This window comes from Gammaproteobacteria bacterium, assembly GCA_022340215.1.
Classification (GTDB): domain Bacteria; phylum Pseudomonadota; class Gammaproteobacteria; order JAJDOJ01; family JAJDOJ01; genus JAJDOJ01.
The window spans coordinates 1-16,928 of the sequence record JAJDOJ010000229.1 but is presented as its reverse complement, the minus strand read 5'-3'; the positions used below and the strand labels follow the sequence as shown (position 1 = coordinate 16,928).

15 protein-coding genes are annotated in these 16,928 nt (G+C 61.5%); 7 read left to right on the top strand and 8 right to left on the bottom strand.

Annotated features, from left to right (window positions below; all coding sequences use genetic code 11):
- From minE to LJE91_15980, 3 genes are all read left to right on the top strand, one after another.
- Entirely contained in the window at window positions 1-270 is a 270-nt protein-coding gene (minE, locus tag LJE91_15990; GenBank protein ID MCG6870170.1) for a cell division topological specificity factor MinE, read from the top strand.
- A 68-nt stretch (window positions 271-338) separates the two neighbouring features.
- On the top strand, window positions 339-845 hold the full coding sequence (locus LJE91_15985) for a DUF302 domain-containing protein (GenBank protein MCG6870169.1): 507 nt from the start codon (window positions 339-341) through the stop codon (window positions 843-845).
- Between the two features lie 379 nt (window positions 846-1,224).
- Window positions 1,225-1,941 (top strand): SDR family oxidoreductase, encoded by a 717-nt coding sequence (locus LJE91_15980; protein ID MCG6870168.1) that lies wholly within the window; start codon window positions 1,225-1,227, stop codon window positions 1,939-1,941.
- 85 nt (window positions 1,942-2,026) lie between these two features.
- Here LJE91_15980 and LJE91_15975 read toward each other — a convergent pair whose 3' ends face one another.
- From LJE91_15975 to LJE91_15965, 3 genes are all read right to left on the bottom strand, one after another.
- Window positions 2,027-2,716, bottom strand: coding sequence for a polysaccharide export protein (locus tag LJE91_15975; GenBank protein ID MCG6870167.1), 690 nt, complete (start codon window positions 2,714-2,716; stop codon window positions 2,027-2,029).
- A 269-nt stretch (window positions 2,717-2,985) separates the two neighbouring features.
- A complete protein-coding gene (gene folD / locus LJE91_15970) occupies window positions 2,986-3,867 on the bottom strand; it encodes a bifunctional methylenetetrahydrofolate dehydrogenase/methenyltetrahydrofolate cyclohydrolase FolD (GenBank protein MCG6870166.1) in 882 nt (293 codons plus the stop codon).
- Window positions 3,868-3,904: 37 nt separating this feature from the next.
- The gene (locus LJE91_15965; protein MCG6870165.1) at window positions 3,905-4,126 is read right to left on the bottom strand and encodes a hypothetical protein; all 222 of its coding nucleotides are present in this window, start codon (window positions 4,124-4,126) and stop codon (window positions 3,905-3,907) included.
- Window positions 4,127-4,546: 420 nt separating this feature from the next.
- Between LJE91_15965 and LJE91_15960 the strand changes: the two genes are divergently transcribed.
- Complete coding sequence (locus tag LJE91_15960) at window positions 4,547-5,608, top strand: hypothetical protein (protein MCG6870164.1); 1,062 nt, start codon at window positions 4,547-4,549, stop codon at window positions 5,606-5,608.
- A 347-nt stretch (window positions 5,609-5,955) separates the two neighbouring features.
- Here the strand turns inward: LJE91_15960 and LJE91_15955 are convergent, their stop codons facing one another.
- The 4 genes from LJE91_15955 to LJE91_15940 all read right to left on the bottom strand — a co-directional run bounded on the left by LJE91_15955 (window position 5,956) and on the right by LJE91_15940 (window position 10,708).
- On the bottom strand, window positions 5,956-6,663 hold the full coding sequence (locus tag LJE91_15955; protein ID MCG6870163.1) for a hypothetical protein: 708 nt from the start codon (window positions 6,661-6,663) through the stop codon (window positions 5,956-5,958).
- 159 nt (window positions 6,664-6,822) lie between these two features.
- A complete protein-coding gene (fabA, locus tag LJE91_15950) occupies window positions 6,823-7,341 on the bottom strand; it encodes a 3-hydroxyacyl-[acyl-carrier-protein] dehydratase FabA (protein MCG6870162.1) in 519 nt (172 codons plus the stop codon).
- Window positions 7,342-7,516: 175 nt separating this feature from the next.
- Window positions 7,517-8,062: a L,D-transpeptidase family protein gene (locus LJE91_15945; GenBank protein ID MCG6870161.1), complete on the bottom strand. Its 546-nt coding sequence runs from the start codon at window positions 8,060-8,062 to the stop codon at window positions 7,517-7,519.
- Window positions 8,063-8,077: 15 nt separating this feature from the next.
- The gene (locus LJE91_15940; protein ID MCG6870160.1) at window positions 8,078-10,708 is read right to left on the bottom strand and encodes a serine/threonine-protein kinase; all 2,631 of its coding nucleotides are present in this window, start codon (window positions 10,706-10,708) and stop codon (window positions 8,078-8,080) included.
- 427 nt (window positions 10,709-11,135) lie between these two features.
- Here LJE91_15940 and LJE91_15935 point away from each other — a divergent pair, with 427 nt between their 5' ends.
- The 3 genes from LJE91_15935 to gloB all read left to right on the top strand — a co-directional run bounded on the left by LJE91_15935 (window position 11,136) and on the right by gloB (window position 15,086).
- Window positions 11,136-13,322, top strand: a complete 2,187-nt coding sequence (locus tag LJE91_15935) for a DUF1631 domain-containing protein (protein ID MCG6870159.1) — start codon at window positions 11,136-11,138, stop codon at window positions 13,320-13,322.
- A 148-nt stretch (window positions 13,323-13,470) separates the two neighbouring features.
- The gene (locus LJE91_15930; protein MCG6870158.1) at window positions 13,471-14,148 is read left to right on the top strand and encodes a hypothetical protein; all 678 of its coding nucleotides are present in this window, start codon (window positions 13,471-13,473) and stop codon (window positions 14,146-14,148) included.
- Between the two features lie 146 nt (window positions 14,149-14,294).
- Entirely contained in the window at window positions 14,295-15,086 is a 792-nt protein-coding gene (gloB, locus tag LJE91_15925; GenBank protein MCG6870157.1) for a hydroxyacylglutathione hydrolase, read from the top strand.
- A 173-nt stretch (window positions 15,087-15,259) separates the two neighbouring features.
- Here gloB and LJE91_15920 read toward each other — a convergent pair.
- A partial coding sequence (locus tag LJE91_15920; protein ID MCG6870156.1) for a cobalamin-dependent protein occupies window positions 15,260-16,928 on the bottom strand: 1,669 nt, incomplete at its 5' end.

Sequence of the window (16,928 nt, the reverse complement as noted above, 5' to 3'; positions counted from 1 at the left end):
ATGAGACTGCTGGATTATTTTAAGAGTACGCGAAATACCGATTCCGCCAGTACGGCAAAGGATCGCCTTCAGGTCATCATTGCACATGAACGGCAAGCGACGCGCGGACCTGACTTTCTCCCCGCACTGCGTCGAGACATTCTGGCGGTGATAAAGAAATACATACCCGTCTCTGAAAATCAGCTGGATCTGCATGTCGAGCAGGAAGGTGGCTACGAAGTGCTGGAACTGAACGTCACCCTGCCAGACGAAGAGAAGATCGCGAGTTGAGCACCCGACCCCGGCATGCGATGCCGATCGGGGCAGGCGGATTCACCGTCGACAAAGTGACAGTACAGATGCCAACACGATCCATCGCCCTGACACTGGCGCTACTGATTCTGCCTGGCCTGTGCGCCGGGGCAAACCCGGAAAAGGTCGGGGCAGCTTGGATATACAGCGCCGACAGCAGCTTTGAGTTCGCCAAAGAGGACCTGGTCTCGGCCATCGAGGGAAGGGGCCTGGTTATCAGCTACGTCTCTCACCCCCAGGATATGCTGTCTCGCACCGCCGATGCAGTAGAGGGATCCCGGTCAGTCTACGGCGATGCCGAGATACTGCTGTTCTGCAAGGCTGACCTGTCTCACCGGCTCGTCGGTGCGAACCCGCACAACATCGTGCTGTGCCCCTATGCCATCGCAGTCTATACGCTTGCCGGGGAACCGGAAACCACCTACCTCGCCTTCCGGTCGCCCCCGCCGGACAACGAAGCCTATCAGCCGATCGAGGAGCTGCTGAAGGGTATCGTGGAGGAAGCGATAGGACAAACCCGGGCATCCGTCGACGCTCTACGGCCTGGCAAATAGACCCGGAATGAACCGTCCACGACCTATGGTTTTGCGTTCCCGTCGTGATGATCACGGGTCATCCTGGCAAGAACCTTGAAAACGGCAATCTTGATCGCGACAAGGACGGCAGCGAATCCAATCCCGACCCATAGCATGTTCTCGATGATCCAGGTCGTCATGATTCCGGAGCCGCACGCCGGCATGGCTCCAAACGCCGTATTACCGTCCCCGAAAAACCCGGGTTTATCTCACACACCTTCGTCTGATTGAATCGAAATCCATGTATCGTCCCGCCCGCGGGCATCGGTCCAGGTCGGCACGAGGATAACCCGAACCTCATCACAAAGAAATTCGCGCGCCCGGTTCAATCGCTGGCCTAGTTTTGGAGCAAGATCAAATGCCTGAATTTTCAGAGAAAACCGTCATGATCACTGGCGCCGCCGGCAACCTGGGTAAGGCCGTCGCGAGCCGTTTCCTGGCAGAAGGCGCCAACCTTGTCCTGGTCGACCTGTCTGCCGACCGCCTCGGGCAGGTTTACAGTGAACTGGAAGCGTCACGCGATCGGCGTCTGCTCATACCCGCCGATCTGACCAGCGAGCAAGGTGTGTCGGGGATGACGCAGCAGGCCATGGCAACTTTCGGTCGTATCGATGTTCTGGCAAATATCGCCGGTGGATTCACCATGGGACCGCCACTGCACGAGACGCCGTTGATCGACTGGGACTTCATGATGAACCTCAACGCACGAACCATGTTCCTCACCTCTCGTGCCGTCATACCCCAAATGCTGGCTCAGGGGGGAGGCAAGATCGTCAGCGTGTCGGCCAGGGCGGCCAGGTCGGTAAAATCCGGGATGGCGCCCTATTGCGCATCGAAGGGCAGCGTCATCACGCTCACCGAATGCCTGGCGGTCGAACACAGGCATGACAACATCAAGGTCAACTGTGTCCTGCCAGGGACCATCGACACCCCACAGAACCGCAATGCGATGCCGGACGCCGATTTTGCCCGATGGGTCAGTCCCGAGGAACTCGCCAATGTGATCCTGTTTCTCGCGTCGGAACAATCCCGCGCGGTCTCGGGCGCTTCGATACCCGTTTACGGCGAGAGTTAGGGAGTCGGGTCGGCGGAGCTGGAGGTGCCGGGCACCGAGGCCCGGCTCGAATTCGACATGGATCGCAATCTTGTGATGCCGGGCGTCAGGGAACGACGACGACGTCACCGCTTTGCAGCGTGATGTTCTGCTGCAGTTTCCTTCCCTTCTTGACATCGGAGTAGTCAAACTTGAAGACAATCTCCTTGCCACCGGCCCGGCGCAGGATATTGATGTTGTCCTCGTTGGCGAAGGGGGTGACCCCGCCGGCAAGGGTGAGGGCTTGAATGACGTCCACGTAGCGACCGAGGGTAAACTGGCCCGGATTCTCGACCTTTCCGATCACGAAGACCGAGTATCCCGAAATGGTCTTGACCGAAACCGTCACCACCGCCTCGGGAATATAGCGCCTGATCCTGCGGGTGATCTCCGCCTCTACTTCGGGCACCGTCTTACCCGCCACCTGCAGATTTCCTGCCAGGGGAAACGAGATGCCGCCATCGGGCCGCACCGTCACCTCACGCTGCAGTTCCTCCTCCTTCCACACGGAGATGAACAGGAGATCTTCCGCACCGATACGATATCCCTCATAGACCTCGGCGGTCGTTGCAGGCTGCTGCTTTGTGGAAGCGCCGGAACTCCCCGCACTGGCGGCCGCTCCCGTGGTCACGGCACCCATCGACGGCGTCGAGCTGCCCGAGTCACCCGTCGGCACGGTCTCGCAGGCGCTGAGTGCCCATACGAGAAAAACCCCGGCCAGCAGCCGCGTTAAAGTGCTGATTGTCGATCCAAACATTCTACGTGTACCTGTAACCTGTTAGAGCGCACAAGTCTAACGGCTTTGCGCGTAACCCAAAAGCGGGAAGGGAAAAATGTGAGCGGCGAATCACAGGGTGAAGGGATTCTACCGCGTTGCCGGGGTGGCCGCCCGGTCCCGCCCAACCAACCCGGCCGACCATTTCCGGTCGCAGATACGTCCCGGGAATGAGGCTTCGACATCCTCGACCGATGCGTGGCCATACTCCTGAGGCATGGAGGGTCCTACGGATGCACCCCGCCGACGTGTCATGTCCCAGTCCGTTGAGCCGCCTTCACCGTATTCCACATCAGCATCGCGACGGTCATCGGACCGACGCCACCCGGAACCGGCGAAATGGCGCTGGCGACGCGACTCACGGAGTCGAAGTCCACGTCGCCGACCAGCCGATAGCCGCGCCTGGCGGCGGTGTCATCGACACGATTGATACCTACGTCGATCACCACCACGCCTGGCTTGACCATGTCAGCGGTCACGAATCCGGCTCGCCCTACCGCTGCAATCAGGATATCCGCCTGCCGTGAATATGCCGCGAGGTCGCGAGTGCCGCTGTGGCAAACCGTCACCGTCGCGTTCGCACCACGGTCCTTCCGGACCAGGAGATTCATCAGCGGTTTGCCGACGATATTGCTTCTGCCGAGGACCACGACGTGCTGTCCCTCGATCTGGACGCCCGAGCGCACGAGCAGTTCGACAATCCCGGCCGGTGTGCAGGACCTGAAGGAGTCCAGCCCGATCACCAGCCGTCCGATGTTGACCGGGTGGAAACCGTCCACGTCCTTGTCGGGATCTATCCGTTCGATGACACGATGCGAATCGATCTGATCCGGTAGTGGCAACTGAACCAGGATTCCATGGATGGAACGGTCGTGATTGAGTTCCGCGATGAGTTCCAACAGCCCCGACTCGGGTATGTCCACGGAAAGGCGGTGGAGCACCGAGCGGATCCCCACCGCCTCACAGGCCCTGCGCTTGTTCTTCACGTAGGCCATGGAGGCGGGATCGTCCCCGACCAGCACGGCGGCCAGCGTAGGCTCGGTTCCCCTCGACCCCAGCGCCAGAACACGTTCCCTGACCTCGCCAAGGACTGAATCCGCGATCGCCTTGCCGTCAATGATTCTAGCAGTCACCTGCCCATCCTTGTCTGGCGTGACACCGAACACCGCATCAGCACTCGCTCCATCCTTTTCTCCTGCGCCAGGGTATACGTGGAATGTCCAGGCCCAGCAACAGACTCCCTAGCGCAACCGCCGCTCCCGCAAGAACCTTGGTCCCCTTTCCCTTGCCGGCGGGGATCTCTGCCTCATCGGTGATGCATCTCACGGATTCCGCCCCGAGCGTACTCGCCGCCAGCGCGAATAGTGTAATCAGGATCGTCAACTTCGCCATAGATCTGAGGATGCCGGGCTCTGGAGGTGCGAGCTTCGCGAGTGGTAGCGGACGCCGGTCGTGACGAGCGGCATTGTATCGATCGCACCGCAGACAGGAAAGGGGCCTGGATCCGAAACCTGGCTCCGCGCAGGGTAGGGTTAGCCAACCCTGCCGGAATGGGATATCCTAACCGCGCTGGAAAACACTAGAATAAGCCGGTCTTGCGCCCATGGGCCGCTCGGATTCAAGTCCAGTTTCGCGAATACGGTGCCCGAATCCCGCGCCTGGTCCTTCCTCGGCGCGCACTGTCGCCTCGCACATGAACATCGCGTTGAGACACAACGACGCTGGTGCATCCAGCCAGGATCCCCGAGCAAGCCCTGAAACGTCGCGGGCGCTATTCATCACATCAACCCTATACGCGTGAGACTAGACATTATGGCCGAAAAAGATACCACGGACGCGACGAAGGCCGAGGACAAGCCCGATACGCCGACGCCAGGCGAGAAATCCGGTGCCGGGCAGGAACCCATGAAGACCTCTGCGCCTGAGGAAGCCGAATCGGCGCCCGAGAAGAAATCGGCACCGAAAAAGAAATCCGCTGTAAAAAAGAAAGCGGCACCCCGCAAGAAGACCGTCAAGAAGGCCTCACCGGCTGCAGGTGCCGCTGCCGCCAGTACGACTTCGGGAAATACCGTCGCACCAGCGCAGGCAACCACGCACACGCCGAGGAAAGTCGCAACGGCAAAACCCGTCAGCACCAAGGCAGGTCTGCTGCCCTGGGTCATCCTCGCCTCGGCCATCGCAGTGGCAGCCTACCTGTACGAACAACCACAATCCGCACGGGCACCGAAGGGCAGCGAGGCGGCTCGACCGGCCACCTCTACCACAGACCCTCAACCTGTCATCGCCGGGAAAACGTGGTTGGAGGTGGAAGAAGTGGAGGTGGAAGAAGTCGTGCCATCCGCGCCGACGGTTGAACCGGCAATGACCGAGGTCAGGCAGCCGGCCCCCGTATCCCTGGGCGACGCGCCGGCGCCACCAGATACCGAACCGCAACAAGTCACGGCCGATGTGGCCCCGGGCGACGGCACGCAATCGGACGAGGCGACCCCACCGATTTCTGCGGACCGGCCCGCAGTGCCCGAACCCCAACCGGTCGCCGGCGGGCAGCCGCAGATCCCCGACACACCGGCCGTTACGGAGCCGTCCCAGGAACCTCAGGCTGTAGTGACAACGGATGACCTGCAGCCAACGGCATCGCAGGGGGAGGGCGCCGCGGGCGAACCGGCGGCAGAGGCCGAAGAGCGCGCGACGAGGCCTGTGGATCCTCGCCAGGCCCGTCGACAGGAAATGCTCGAGGCGCGCGCGCGCATGTTGTCGGAAAGGCGCCGCCCACCAGCACGCCCTAGCCCGTACCCCTACTACAATCCGGGATGGGCACCACGCCCCTATTCGGTACCTGGCTACGGGAGCGCGCCGGAAAACCGTCAACCCTGAACGAGGTTAGGCGATTTCTGTCAAATGACATACCATCCTGCTTGTCCTGTCGTCCGTCCTCTGTGTTGCGACAACAGTGACATAGTTAGACTATGCGCCTGATGTCGCGCCTTGATGACGAACGAAAATCCGGCGCAATCTGGTACGCCATTCTCCGGCAATCGCCTTAGGGAACGCGTATGCCAAGTTCTCGAACCGGACAACCGGGCGGCGATGAAACACCGCCGCCCGGTCGCTCGGCATTGCCCGGTTTGCCCGGTGCACCCGCCACCCCGGCCGAGACCCGACCGACAATCAGGTCAAGCCTGTAGTCCGCTCAACCGCGTCCCGCATGCCCGCGGTGACCCTCATTGCACCGGCAGCCGAGCACGAAGGGCATCCCGATCGATCCACCATTCACCTGCTACCATCGCATCCAGCACCGTGGCGAGCTTCGACAGCAGTTCCCCGGGATCGTTGAGTTCATGAATCTCGATCCACATCCGGATCGAATCCTCATCTTCGATGCCGCGGTGACGTTTGGCGACCTTGGCAACGATCTGGCTGGTGAGAAAGGTGAGGTTTTCGTGTTGCCTGCCTTTCGCGCGCATGTCGGCGATATAGTGGGCAGCGACCGCCGCCACGGCCCCACCGTCGGAATCATCCGGGGTTTCATCGACGATATGGTGTAACAGGTTTACGGTGAGTTCAGGCGGTACCGGGTACGTCACCGCCAGCCATACGCCGTTGCCCAGCGCAACGATGGCATCCTCTTGTTCGCAGCCGTAGATGAGATCGCAAGCCTGAACCGCATCGGACCAGACTTCGGCGGCTACCAGTACATCGAACGCCCCACGCGCCAGGTCCCTCGCTTCGACCTGCTTCCCCAGCCCGAGCAATGCACCGGCAATGTCCAGCTCTACCCGAGCGCGATCCTGTGGCGCGCAGTCCTGCGGCAGCTCCCTCAGGTGTTGGCGATGCTGTATCAATTCATTCTCGAGCTGCGCCCTGGTCTCACCGGCATCCAGGCCGGTAATAGCGTCCCTGAGTGGTTTTTCCTGACCGGGAATGTCCATAGGTCCTCGCTATGCGGTCATCGTGACCGTCGATTCATTGCACCAACAATCGTCTTCGTGGGAATCGGGCTGCTCGCGATCGACCGGCGTCCGGACCGACCCGTTGGCGAAGTGTCGATGGTGCCGCGTCGCGCTGCGTTCCGACAGAAGACGAGACAGCTAGAACTCGGCCGTTGACATGAACAGGCCAACTCGCAGATCCGTCGCGGCGTAGATCTCCCGCCCGTCGACCGACATGTTGCCGTCGGCGATGCTCATTACCAGACTCCGCCGTATTACACGCTTCATGTGTATGTGATAGACGACCCGCTCCGCGCTGGGGAGAACCTGCCCGGAGAACTTCACTGCCTTGACACCCAGGGCCCGGCCGCGACCCTTGTTCCCAAGCCACGCGGGAAAAAACCCCACTAGCTGCCACATTGCGTCGAGTCCCAGACACCCGGGCATAACCGGATCGCCGGGAAAATGGCATTCGAAAAACCAGAGCCCCGGGTTGACATCCAGTTCGGCGATGATCTCGCCCCTACCGAATGAACCGCCCTGTTCCGAAATATGCGAAATCCGGTCGAACATCAGCATGTTCGGAACCGGGAGTTGCGCGTTGCCAGGCCCGAACATCTCGCCTCGACCACAGCTGAGTAATTCGTCTCGATCGAATGAGCTTTTCCTATCTGCCATGCCGGTGGGCCACGGGTCCAAGTAAGGGGGCCTATTCAATCAGAATGCGAGCATGCAGTGCAAATTTCGGTACCGACGGTCCCTGCGAGTACCGATATTGAATCTAGGGAAACCGGGCGGCTACGACTCAGGTCGGCCGGAACGGTGTAACACCTGCGCTATGCGCGCTTGCGGGTCAAGGCAGGATATCGATGCGCGTATTGACGGCAACCGTTTCCCAGATCTCGTCCATCACTTCGTTGCTGACCGCGATGCATCCCTCGGTCCAGTCGCGCCCCTTGACGCGATAGACCAGGGAGCCAATCGTGTTGGGAAGGCCGTGCAGCATGATGTTACCGCCGGGAGAAAACCCCCGCTTGCGTGCCTGATTCCGATCTTCCGCGTTTGGATACGAGATATGGTAAGCCCGGTAGAACTTGCTGTTGGGGTGTTTCCAGTCGAGGGTATAACTACCCTCCGGGGTACGCATATCTCCTTCCCTGACCTTGGGACCGAGAGGGATTCGTCCCAGGGAGACATCGTAGCGTTTCAGTATCTTATCGCCGTTCATCAGGTAGAGCTTGCGCTCTGACTTCTTGACCACCACGAGGTTCGGCTGCAGGGAATGTTCCGAGGCAATGGCCGGGATGGTTGCCAGGGGAATCGTCAGACCGATGACGATCAACCAGATGCAGCGCACACAAAAACTCATCGGGTCGCCTTGTATCCCGTTCTCATTCATCTCTCTTGAATTCGTCTATCCCAATACGATTTCCCTGGCCGGGGGCTTGCGCGAAGCCGCCCGGGAGCCCTTCTCCACGCCCTGCAGACAGCGGCGCAACGCGCTGCCCATCAGGCCCGCGCGCTCGTATCTGGCGTCGGGACCCTTCTGCAACGCCTTATTCATAATAACACTGACACATTCCGGCAACCCCGACCGGAACTTCCTCACATCTCCATGCGGTTCATTTGCGATGCGGTACATCAGGGTCGATATGGAATCCGCCGCCCAGGGCAGTTGTCCCGTAAGCAGTTGAAACAGGGTAACCCCCAGGGAAAAGATATCGGATCGACCGTCAACCTTGCGTCCCGTGAGCTGCTCGGGCGACATGAAGGCTGGCGTGCCCAGAATCACCCCGGTCTTCGTCTTGCTGGTATCCGTTATGCAAGCGACGCCAAAGTCCGTCACCGAAGCCACACCGGTCTTCTTGTCGTAGAGGATGTTCGCCGGTTTGATGTCCCGGTGGACGATGTTCTCCCGGTGCGCCGCTTCCAGTGCCGACGCTACCTGGATACCGATCTTGAGCACCGTTTGCAGGGGCAGAAGGACGTCCGGTTTGGTGTATTCCGATACCGGCACGCCGTCGAGAAAGTCCATCGCGATATAGGACAGTCCCTGGTCCTCACCCACGTCGTAGATGGTCACGATGTTTGGGTGATTCAACCGGCCCGCAGTGGAAGCCTCGCGCAGGAAACGGTCCTGGACATCATTCAACACCTGTCCATCGAATTCGTTGGACAGTGCCATCGTCTTGATTGCGACCTTGCGTCCGATCTTGGGATCGTGCCCCATGTACACAACCCCCATCTCCCCCTTGCCCAGTTCCCTGTCGATGCGGTATCGCCCGAGCATCGGTTTCTGCATGCCGTCCGAACCGATGATCAGGGCGGCACCGACGCCTTTTCCAGTCACTCCAGCCGGGGTAATGCTGTTCTGACGACGGTCGTTGCGCGCGATCCTCTCCTTGATGTCCTTGTACCCGGACCTGTGCTGTCCGATGTAGCCGAATACCTCGCTGGCGCGTCCGAATTGTCGCTTCCTCTCATAGTCCAGCCCCAGATGATAGATGCGATCCAGCACGGCTTCGTCCGGTTCGCACTTCTGGTACCTGGCGAACGCATCCTCGAGCTGCCCCTTTGCTTCCAGCGCCTGCGCCAGCAGGAAATTCGCCTCCGAGAGCTCGGACGAGTCAGCCCGTGACCGCCCACGCAGGAACCTGGCTGCCGTCATCAGGGCGTAGCCCCCAAGAATCGCCAGCAGCGGCGCCATCAACGGGATCCAGATATGATTGACCACCATGAGCAGCAACTGCGTGTTGAGTACCACCAAGGCCAGGAACACCGTGGCCAGGAGTCCCGTAGCCAACCCCAGGCGGGGAAGGATCATCGCCAGAAATGCCGCGACCAGGAAATAAGTCAGCAGCAGCGCCAACGGCATCCACGCGGGACGGACGATCTGATCGTTGTTGACGATCGTGGTCACGATATTGGCAACGATTTCGACCGGTGTCAGCACCTGACCGCCGGGCGTCCCGATCCGGGGCACGAACGCACCCTCGGTCAAGCCGATGACGACCGTCCTGCCGGCGAAAACTTCCGGCGACACCTGCCCCTTACGAACGTCGAGAAACGAAGCCACCTTGAACGGCGATTCCCCGTCACGGCCCTGGTAGAAAAAGGGCATGATCCGGTAACCCCGATCCGATGAGACCGGACTCCCGTTGACGAGCACGCCCCTGCCTGGCTCGACACTGAGGGCATCGGGGGACAAATCCAGCGCCCGCAGCGCCAGTTGCAGCGAGAACGTGGGAAAGAGGACATCGCCGACACGCAGGGCCAGTGGCAACTCCCGCGTGACCGTCGAAGGGATGTCGCGCCAGCCGGGGGGACCGACGCCGATGGCGGCTGCGGCCTCGGCGAACGTCGCCAGCGGAGGGCTCACTCCCGGCACCGCAACGGGTTCGGGCCCGCCGGTCAACCAGGCCATGTCGAGAAAGGAACTCTCTCCCGGCCCGGGGATACCGAATCTGGTGACGGCGGCACCCAATTCAAACGGGTTCTCGTGACCGTCCGACGTATTGACGGCCGGCATCGACAGCACGGTGGCAGCGGTACCCCGCATCCTCGAGGCGAGATACGTATCGGTGTCCAGGCTTCTTCGAACCTGCGCCATGACCGCGTTGCCGGTCTTGCCCATATCGTTCCCGTACTTACGTCGTAACACGTCGACGACCTGCAAGGCTTCAGCGTTCTGGGATCCGGACAGGGAGAATGCGTACCCTATGCTCTTGGGATTGCCCTTCTCGATGATACGCGTGACCTCGGCAAGGGAATGGCGGGAAACGGGCCAGGAGCCGAGACTTTCAAGACTCTCCGCATCCACCGCCACGATCACGATCGATTCGATGTGCGCCTCGTCGGACGCAAGCGCCATCCCAAGATCGTATCCGCGCCATTCGAGCCGCTGCAGTCCACCTGAGACCGACAGGATGACGACCACGGCCACGAGGGACACCCCGAGCAGCTTGTCGAGGTCTGCCGTCAGCCACGCGACGCGACGACGGATCTCGCCAAAACCGCGTATATTGCCCTGCGTCCCGTATCGCACGATAGAATGCTGTCAGCCTGAAGGGGGTCTCGAACCATCTGCACACGCATTGACCGGACCCGGAACAGGACTGGTGTGGCGAGCACGAGAGTATCGGCTCGAGATCTGATGATAGGGAATGCTGCGGACCATAGACACAATAATAGACAATGACGACAAAGGCGCGGACCAAATGTCGGATTGACGCCGTGGCGCGCCCTTGATGTCGGGCATTGAACCGCAGGATAGCGACGATGTCTGAACCCCGACGACATCGCGACCTCCCCCAGGGAATCTGGCCGTAACGGCACCGGAAGTCCGGTCGGAGCAAGCGGCATGAAATCCACGGGGATCCCTGCGTTGTCCGACCGCCAGATTCAATTGTCTTGGTCGCCGCGAACTAGAATCATCTCTGCAAGGGCATTTCCCGTAGCCACGAACCGGTGTCATGGAAGCGCTTCGAAGAAAATTAGTTGCAGCGACGACGTCGCTCGCGGACAAGGCGATCGACCGGCTCGCAAAGAAGGCGAAACTGCCGGAGTTCAGGCGCGACCCGGCGTTCACGGATGTCTACCTCCGCTTCGATGCCCTGGACACCCTGGTCTCTCTACAAAAGGACATCGCCACCGCCACGCGCGACAAACTCCGAGCGGGATTCGACACGGAAGACGAGGTCGACGCCCCTTCGTCCGGCGACCTCGAAATGCCCACTATCATCGATACCCGGTCCGAAGAACTGGAGCAATCGAACCGCCCCCTCGTCGAACGACTGGAGAAGATACACGAAAGGGACCTCGACGCCATCGAGAGTGAACTGAAGCGACTGTCGGCGGTCGACCGGACCGCCGGTCCACGGGCGATGCACCCCGGCGCACTGATCAGGGCGTTTCAGGGCGCGCTCGGCCCTCTGTCCCTCGATCAGCGTGGAAAGCAGTTGCTTTGCGAGCTGTACGCCCAGGAACTCGAACCCGGGCTTGCGGGATTCTATCGGCGCCTGTCCGGACAACTCGCAGGTATCGCGGCGCCCGAGTCGGCCGAAGCTGAACGAACGTCCAAGGTTCCAGCCACATCGGGGCGACCCGCGGACGAATCCGAGGCGCCCGACCAGGATGCGCGTCAGCCCGAACCCCGCCTCGCCACCACCGTACCGGGATCCCAGGATCGGGCGCTGCCACTGCTCGAAACACCGGGCGTGAGACGCGAACGGTCGCCCAGGGCCATCAGCGACGACGACGTGCTCGATACCGTAATTCAGGCAACCGCTACCGGCAAGGGAAGCCCGCTGAGCATCTACCAGCGCCAGCAGATCGCCGACGCGCTGTCCGTCATCCAGCACCAGGCGGACCAGCCGGGACCAGACGATGTCAAGTCCAGGATCAGCAAGGTACTCTACGAGGGTGGCGCGTTCGACGCCGGCGACCTGATACGCAAGGAAGGGCCGGTGATCGACTTCGCCTCCCAACTCTTCAAGGAGGTCTTGACCAGCGAACGGATCGGCGAACGACTACGTGTCATGGTGGGAAAACTCCAGATTCCCGTTATCCGGCTCGCCGTGATGGACTTCGACGTGTTCAAGGATCCCAAAAATCCGACACGCCAGTTTCTCAGTGTCCTGCTGGACATGGCGGTGTATGCATCCTACCGGGAAGAGGCGTTTACGGAGACACTCGAGAAGATCGTCGATATCCTGACCAGTCGCGTCGAAACCGGTCCGCACGACTTCCAGAGAGGCCTCAATCGACTTCGGGCATTGGAGACACGTTTCGACATAGCGCAGAACGTCACCGGGGACCCGACGCGGCAAATCGAAGGCCTGAGCCTGCGGGTGGAACAGGCGCAACAAACCGTGGACGACCTGATCACACGCGACGCGGAGCAGTGGAAGACACCCCGCCGGGTGGGAGAATTCGCAACCGGCGTCTGGGCGCCGTACATGGTCCGGATGCTGGCGGAACGCGGAGAGTACAACGCCGATTGGAAGGAAGCGTTGTACGTGTATCACCAGATCCTCGCAACATCACACCCGGGAAGCCTCGAAAGGCCGGAAGAGGCGCTGAACCAGATCAATGCGCTCATCGGTCCCATCGATCTCTACTTCGAGGCCATCGCAGCCCGGCTCGAGTCGGTTACACCGGCCGCCGGGGACTGGAGGCAACAGCTGGAGTGGGTGAAACGGTGGTACAAAGGACTGCACTATCGACTCGTCAGCGCGACCCTGGACATCGATCACGTTCCCACTCGGGCGGACAGAGCGAAACCGGGCGCGGAACCTAGAGATCTTCGAACCATTCCGGGAACCGCAACCACGTCGGATGCCGCTGACGATAGCGTGGAGCAGACGGAACCGAAGACCCGGTCCCTGCCCTCGAGCGTAAAGGCGGGGATGTGGTTCGAGATCTACCGGGGACCCAACCGGGGAAAGCGGCGTCTGAAGCTCGCCACCACCCGGAATCTGGAGAATGGCGTCAGATTCGAGAATCGCTCCGGTCACGAGGAACTCAGCATCGAACTCGACGCCTTTCTCGACGACCTGCTGGCGGGCAGAACACGGCCGATCAGCGACAGCAACGTCTTCGACGAGGCCTTGAGCCAGGTCATCGCCAACATACGCGCCACGCAGGAGCCAAGAACGTAGTTTGGCGCCTCGGCAAGGCAAACGACCTCAACGGAGGCCTGCGAGGCTGCAACCGGCGAGTTAATTCGTATTGACGGCGCGTAGAGACCCCGGGCCCGGGTCTCGTTATAATCTCCGGAGCCAACTGGAGGACCCAAGGAGGTCTTGCGTGATACCGCTCTCGGAAGCATCCACCCTGCCGGCGATCGCAGCGGCATGGCTCGCGTATTTCCTTCTGCACTCCCTGCTGGCCTCCCTGCGGGTCAAGAACGCCGTCGCCAGACATCACCCGGACTGGATGCCTGCTTACCGTCTCGCCTTCAACCTGCTTGCCGTGCTGCTGATCCTGCCACCGTTGTGGCTGATCTGGCGGTATCCCGGTGCGACCCTCTGGCAATGGATGCCGCCCTGGTCCTGGCTGTCGGACGCCGCCGCACTGGCGGCGGGCGGCGGATTCTTCTGGTCCCTGCGATACTATGACGGGAGCGAATTCCTCGGTCTGCGGCAGTTGCGGTCGGCCGAGCACTCGATACTGGATCAGGAACGCTTACGTATCTCCCCGCTGCACCGCTTCGTTCGCCATCCCTGGTATTCGCTCGGGCTGATCATTATTTGGAGCCGGGACATGACCGAGGCATGGCTGATCACCTGCGTCCTGGCGACGCTGTATTTCATCTTCGGATCGCGTCTCGAGGAGGCCAAGTTGATGCGCTACCACGGGGAGGCATACCGGCGATACCGTGCCGCGGTGCCGGCGCTGTTGCCGTTGCCCTGGCGGTATCTGAGCGGGGAGGAATCAGCCAGGCTGTTGGCCTCGGCGCGAGGATTCGAACACAGGTCTGACTGAAACCCAACCTCGTCCGCCGCGGCACGGGGCACCCATGCCTCGCCAATTCACGTGCCCGGCCCGGCCTTCCACTGCATCGGAACATTTCCCGATGGCGGCAGGTCTGCAAGAATGAGAGATCGCCACCGACACCCGGGCCCGATTCCATGTACGACATCTCCCCAATACACGCTTTCTCCGACAACTTCATTTGGCGGCTCGGCGATCCCGGCGGTACCCGGGCCGCCGTGGTCGACCCGGGCGACGCCACGCCAGTCCTCCGGGGACTGGAAGAAGGTGGGCTCGATCTGGCCGCCATCCTCATCACCCATCGCCATGGCGACCACGTTGGTGGCATCCGGCGACTGCTGGCGCGCTACCCGGGGATACCCGTTTATGGTCCCCGAAACGAACCGATCCCGGGCATGACCCACCCATTGGGCGAGGGCGACCGTATCTCAATCCCCAGTCTCCAGGCTGGATTCCGGGTCATGGACGTCCCCGGCCACACCGAGGGGCACATCGCCTATTTCGATGACAGCGCCGAGAGACCAGTGATTTTCTGCGGGGACACCCTGTTCTCGATCGGTTGCGGCAGGGTCTTCTCCGGGACCCACGAGCAATTGCACGACTCGTTGATGCGCATCGCCGACCTGCCTGCCGAGACGCTGGCCTACTGCGCGCACGAATACACCCTGGACAATATCGGATTCGCGAAGTGGGTCGAACCGGACAATCCTGCCCTCGGCGACCGGGAACGCCAATGCCACCGGCAACTGGATCGGGGACAGGACACGGTGCCGTCTCCTCTGGAGACGGAAAAGGCCGCCAATCCTTTCCTGCGGGTGCGCGAGACCTCCGTCGTCGAGGCCGTGGAGCGGCATGCCGGACGCCGCATGCGGGACAGCCGCGACACCTTCCGCACACTGCGCCACTGGAAGGATTCGGAATACGACTAGCCGGATCGTGACTCAGGCGATTGCCGGAGAATGACATACCAGATCGCGCCTGATTTTCGTTCGTCATCAAGACGCGACAACAGGCGCATAGTCGAACTATGGAACGGTTGTCGCAACGCGGAGGACGGACGACAAAGACAAGCAGGATGGTATGTCATTTGACAGAAATCGCCTCAGGTGTCATAGGCCAGGACCGGCGCAAGCCAGCGCTCGGCCTCCTCGACCGTCATCCCCTTACGGTGCGCGTAGTCCGTAACCTGATCCTTCTGGATCTTGCCCGTGCCGAAATAGCGTGATTCGGGGTGCGAGAAATACCAGCCGGAAACCGCCGCGGTCGGCAACATGGCGAAGTGCTCGGTGATCTCCAGCCCAATGGCCTCGTCCGGCCCGAGCAGTCCCCACAGGGTTGCCTTTTCCGTGTGGTCCGGGCAGGCCGGGTAACCCGGCGCAGGTCGAATACCGCGATACCTTTCGGCGATCAGTTCCTCGATCCCGAGCTGCTCTTCCGGGACGTAGCCCCAGAACTCGGTGCGCACCCTCTCGTGCATCCGTTCGGCCAGGGCCTCCGCCAGCCGGTCGGCGAGCGCCTTGAGCAGGATGGCCTGATAGTCGTCGTGGTCGGCCTCGAAACGGCGAACATGTTCGTCGATCCCGATCCCGGCCGTGACCGCGAAGGCCCCAATATGGTCCTTCACGCCCGAATCGGCCGGCGCGACGAAATCCGCCAGCGAATAATTCGGCTTGTCGGTGCGGCGCTGCATCTGTTGCCGGAGATGATGCAGTACCGCACGCACCTCCCCGTTTTGTTCGACGTCGTAGACCTCAATATCGTCCACTCCAATACTGTTGGCCGGAAAGAATCCGATGACCGCCCGGGCCGTCAGCCACTTCTCAGCGACGATTCGACGCAGCATCGCCTGCGCGTCGTCGAACAGTCGGCGCGCCTCCCCGCCGACCATCGGATCCTCCAGGATGCGTGGATACTTCCCGGCCAGCTCCCAGGCCATGAAGAACGGGGTCCAGTCGATGCGTTCGGTCAGCTCCTCCAGCGGATAGTCGTCGAAGACCCTCACACCGAGAAATCCGGGTGTCGGCGGGGTGTAGGCCGCCCAGTCGGTGCGCAGCCTGTTCGCGCGGGCCTGCGCCAGGGGACTGTAGGCCCGGACCGTCTTCCCCTGTTCGCGCTGGCGGCGCAGATCGGCGTACTCCTCACTCACCTCGACCGCGTAGCTTTCCCTGGTTTCGTCGCCGAGGAGATGTCCTGTCACGCCGACGGCCCGCGAGGCGTCGGTGACATACACCACGGACCCGGAGTATCCCGGGGCGATCTTCACCGCGGTATGGACCCTCGAGGTCGTGGCACCCCCAATCAGCAGGGGAATCTTGAAACCCTGTCGCTCCATCTCCCGGGCCACGTTCACCATTTCGTCGAGAGACGGCGTGATCAGGCCGGACAGCCCGACGATGTCGCAGTTTTCGCTACGGGCGGTCTCGAGGATCCTGTCCGCCGGCACCATGACACCGAGGTCGATCACCTCGTAGCCGTTGCACTGCAGCACCACGCCGACGATATTTTTGCCGATATCGTGCACGTCCCCCTTGACGGTCGCCATCAGCACCTTGCCCGCAGAATGTACGGCGCAACTGTCCTTCTCCGACTCGAGGTAGGGCAACAGGCAGGCCACGGATTTCTTCATCACGCGCGCACTCTTGACCACCTGCGGGAGAAACATCTTCCCCGCCCCGAACAGATCCCCAACGACGTTCATGCCGTTCATCAGCGGACCCTCGATGACATCAATGGGGCGACTCGAGGTCCGGCGGGCCTCGTCCGTGTCCGCC

Excerpts from the sequence above, each read along its gene's own strand:
- minE (MCG6870170.1), top strand. The coding sequence starts at position 1 with ATGAGACTGCTGGATTATTTTAAGAGTACGCGAAATACCGATTCCGCC.
- LJE91_15985 (MCG6870169.1), top strand. The coding sequence starts at position 339 with ATGCCAACACGATCCATCGCCCTGACACTGGCGCTACTGATTCTGCCT.
- LJE91_15980 (MCG6870168.1), top strand. The coding sequence starts at position 1,225 with ATGCCTGAATTTTCAGAGAAAACCGTCATGATCACTGGCGCCGCCGGC.
- LJE91_15975 (MCG6870167.1), bottom strand. The coding sequence starts at position 2,716 with ATGTTTGGATCGACAATCAGCACTTTAACGCGGCTGCTGGCCGGGGTT.
- LJE91_15965 (MCG6870165.1), bottom strand. The coding sequence starts at position 4,126 with ATGGCGAAGTTGACGATCCTGATTACACTATTCGCGCTGGCGGCGAGT.
- LJE91_15960 (MCG6870164.1), top strand. The coding sequence starts at position 4,547 with ATGGCCGAAAAAGATACCACGGACGCGACGAAGGCCGAGGACAAGCCC.
- LJE91_15955 (MCG6870163.1), bottom strand. The coding sequence starts at position 6,663 with ATGGACATTCCCGGTCAGGAAAAACCACTCAGGGACGCTATTACCGGC.
- fabA (MCG6870162.1), bottom strand. The coding sequence starts at position 7,341 with ATGGCAGATAGGAAAAGCTCATTCGATCGAGACGAATTACTCAGCTGT.
- LJE91_15945 (MCG6870161.1), bottom strand. The coding sequence starts at position 8,062 with ATGAATGAGAACGGGATACAAGGCGACCCGATGAGTTTTTGTGTGCGC.
- LJE91_15935 (MCG6870159.1), top strand. The coding sequence starts at position 11,136 with ATGGAAGCGCTTCGAAGAAAATTAGTTGCAGCGACGACGTCGCTCGCG.
- gloB (MCG6870157.1), top strand. The coding sequence starts at position 14,295 with ATGTACGACATCTCCCCAATACACGCTTTCTCCGACAACTTCATTTGG.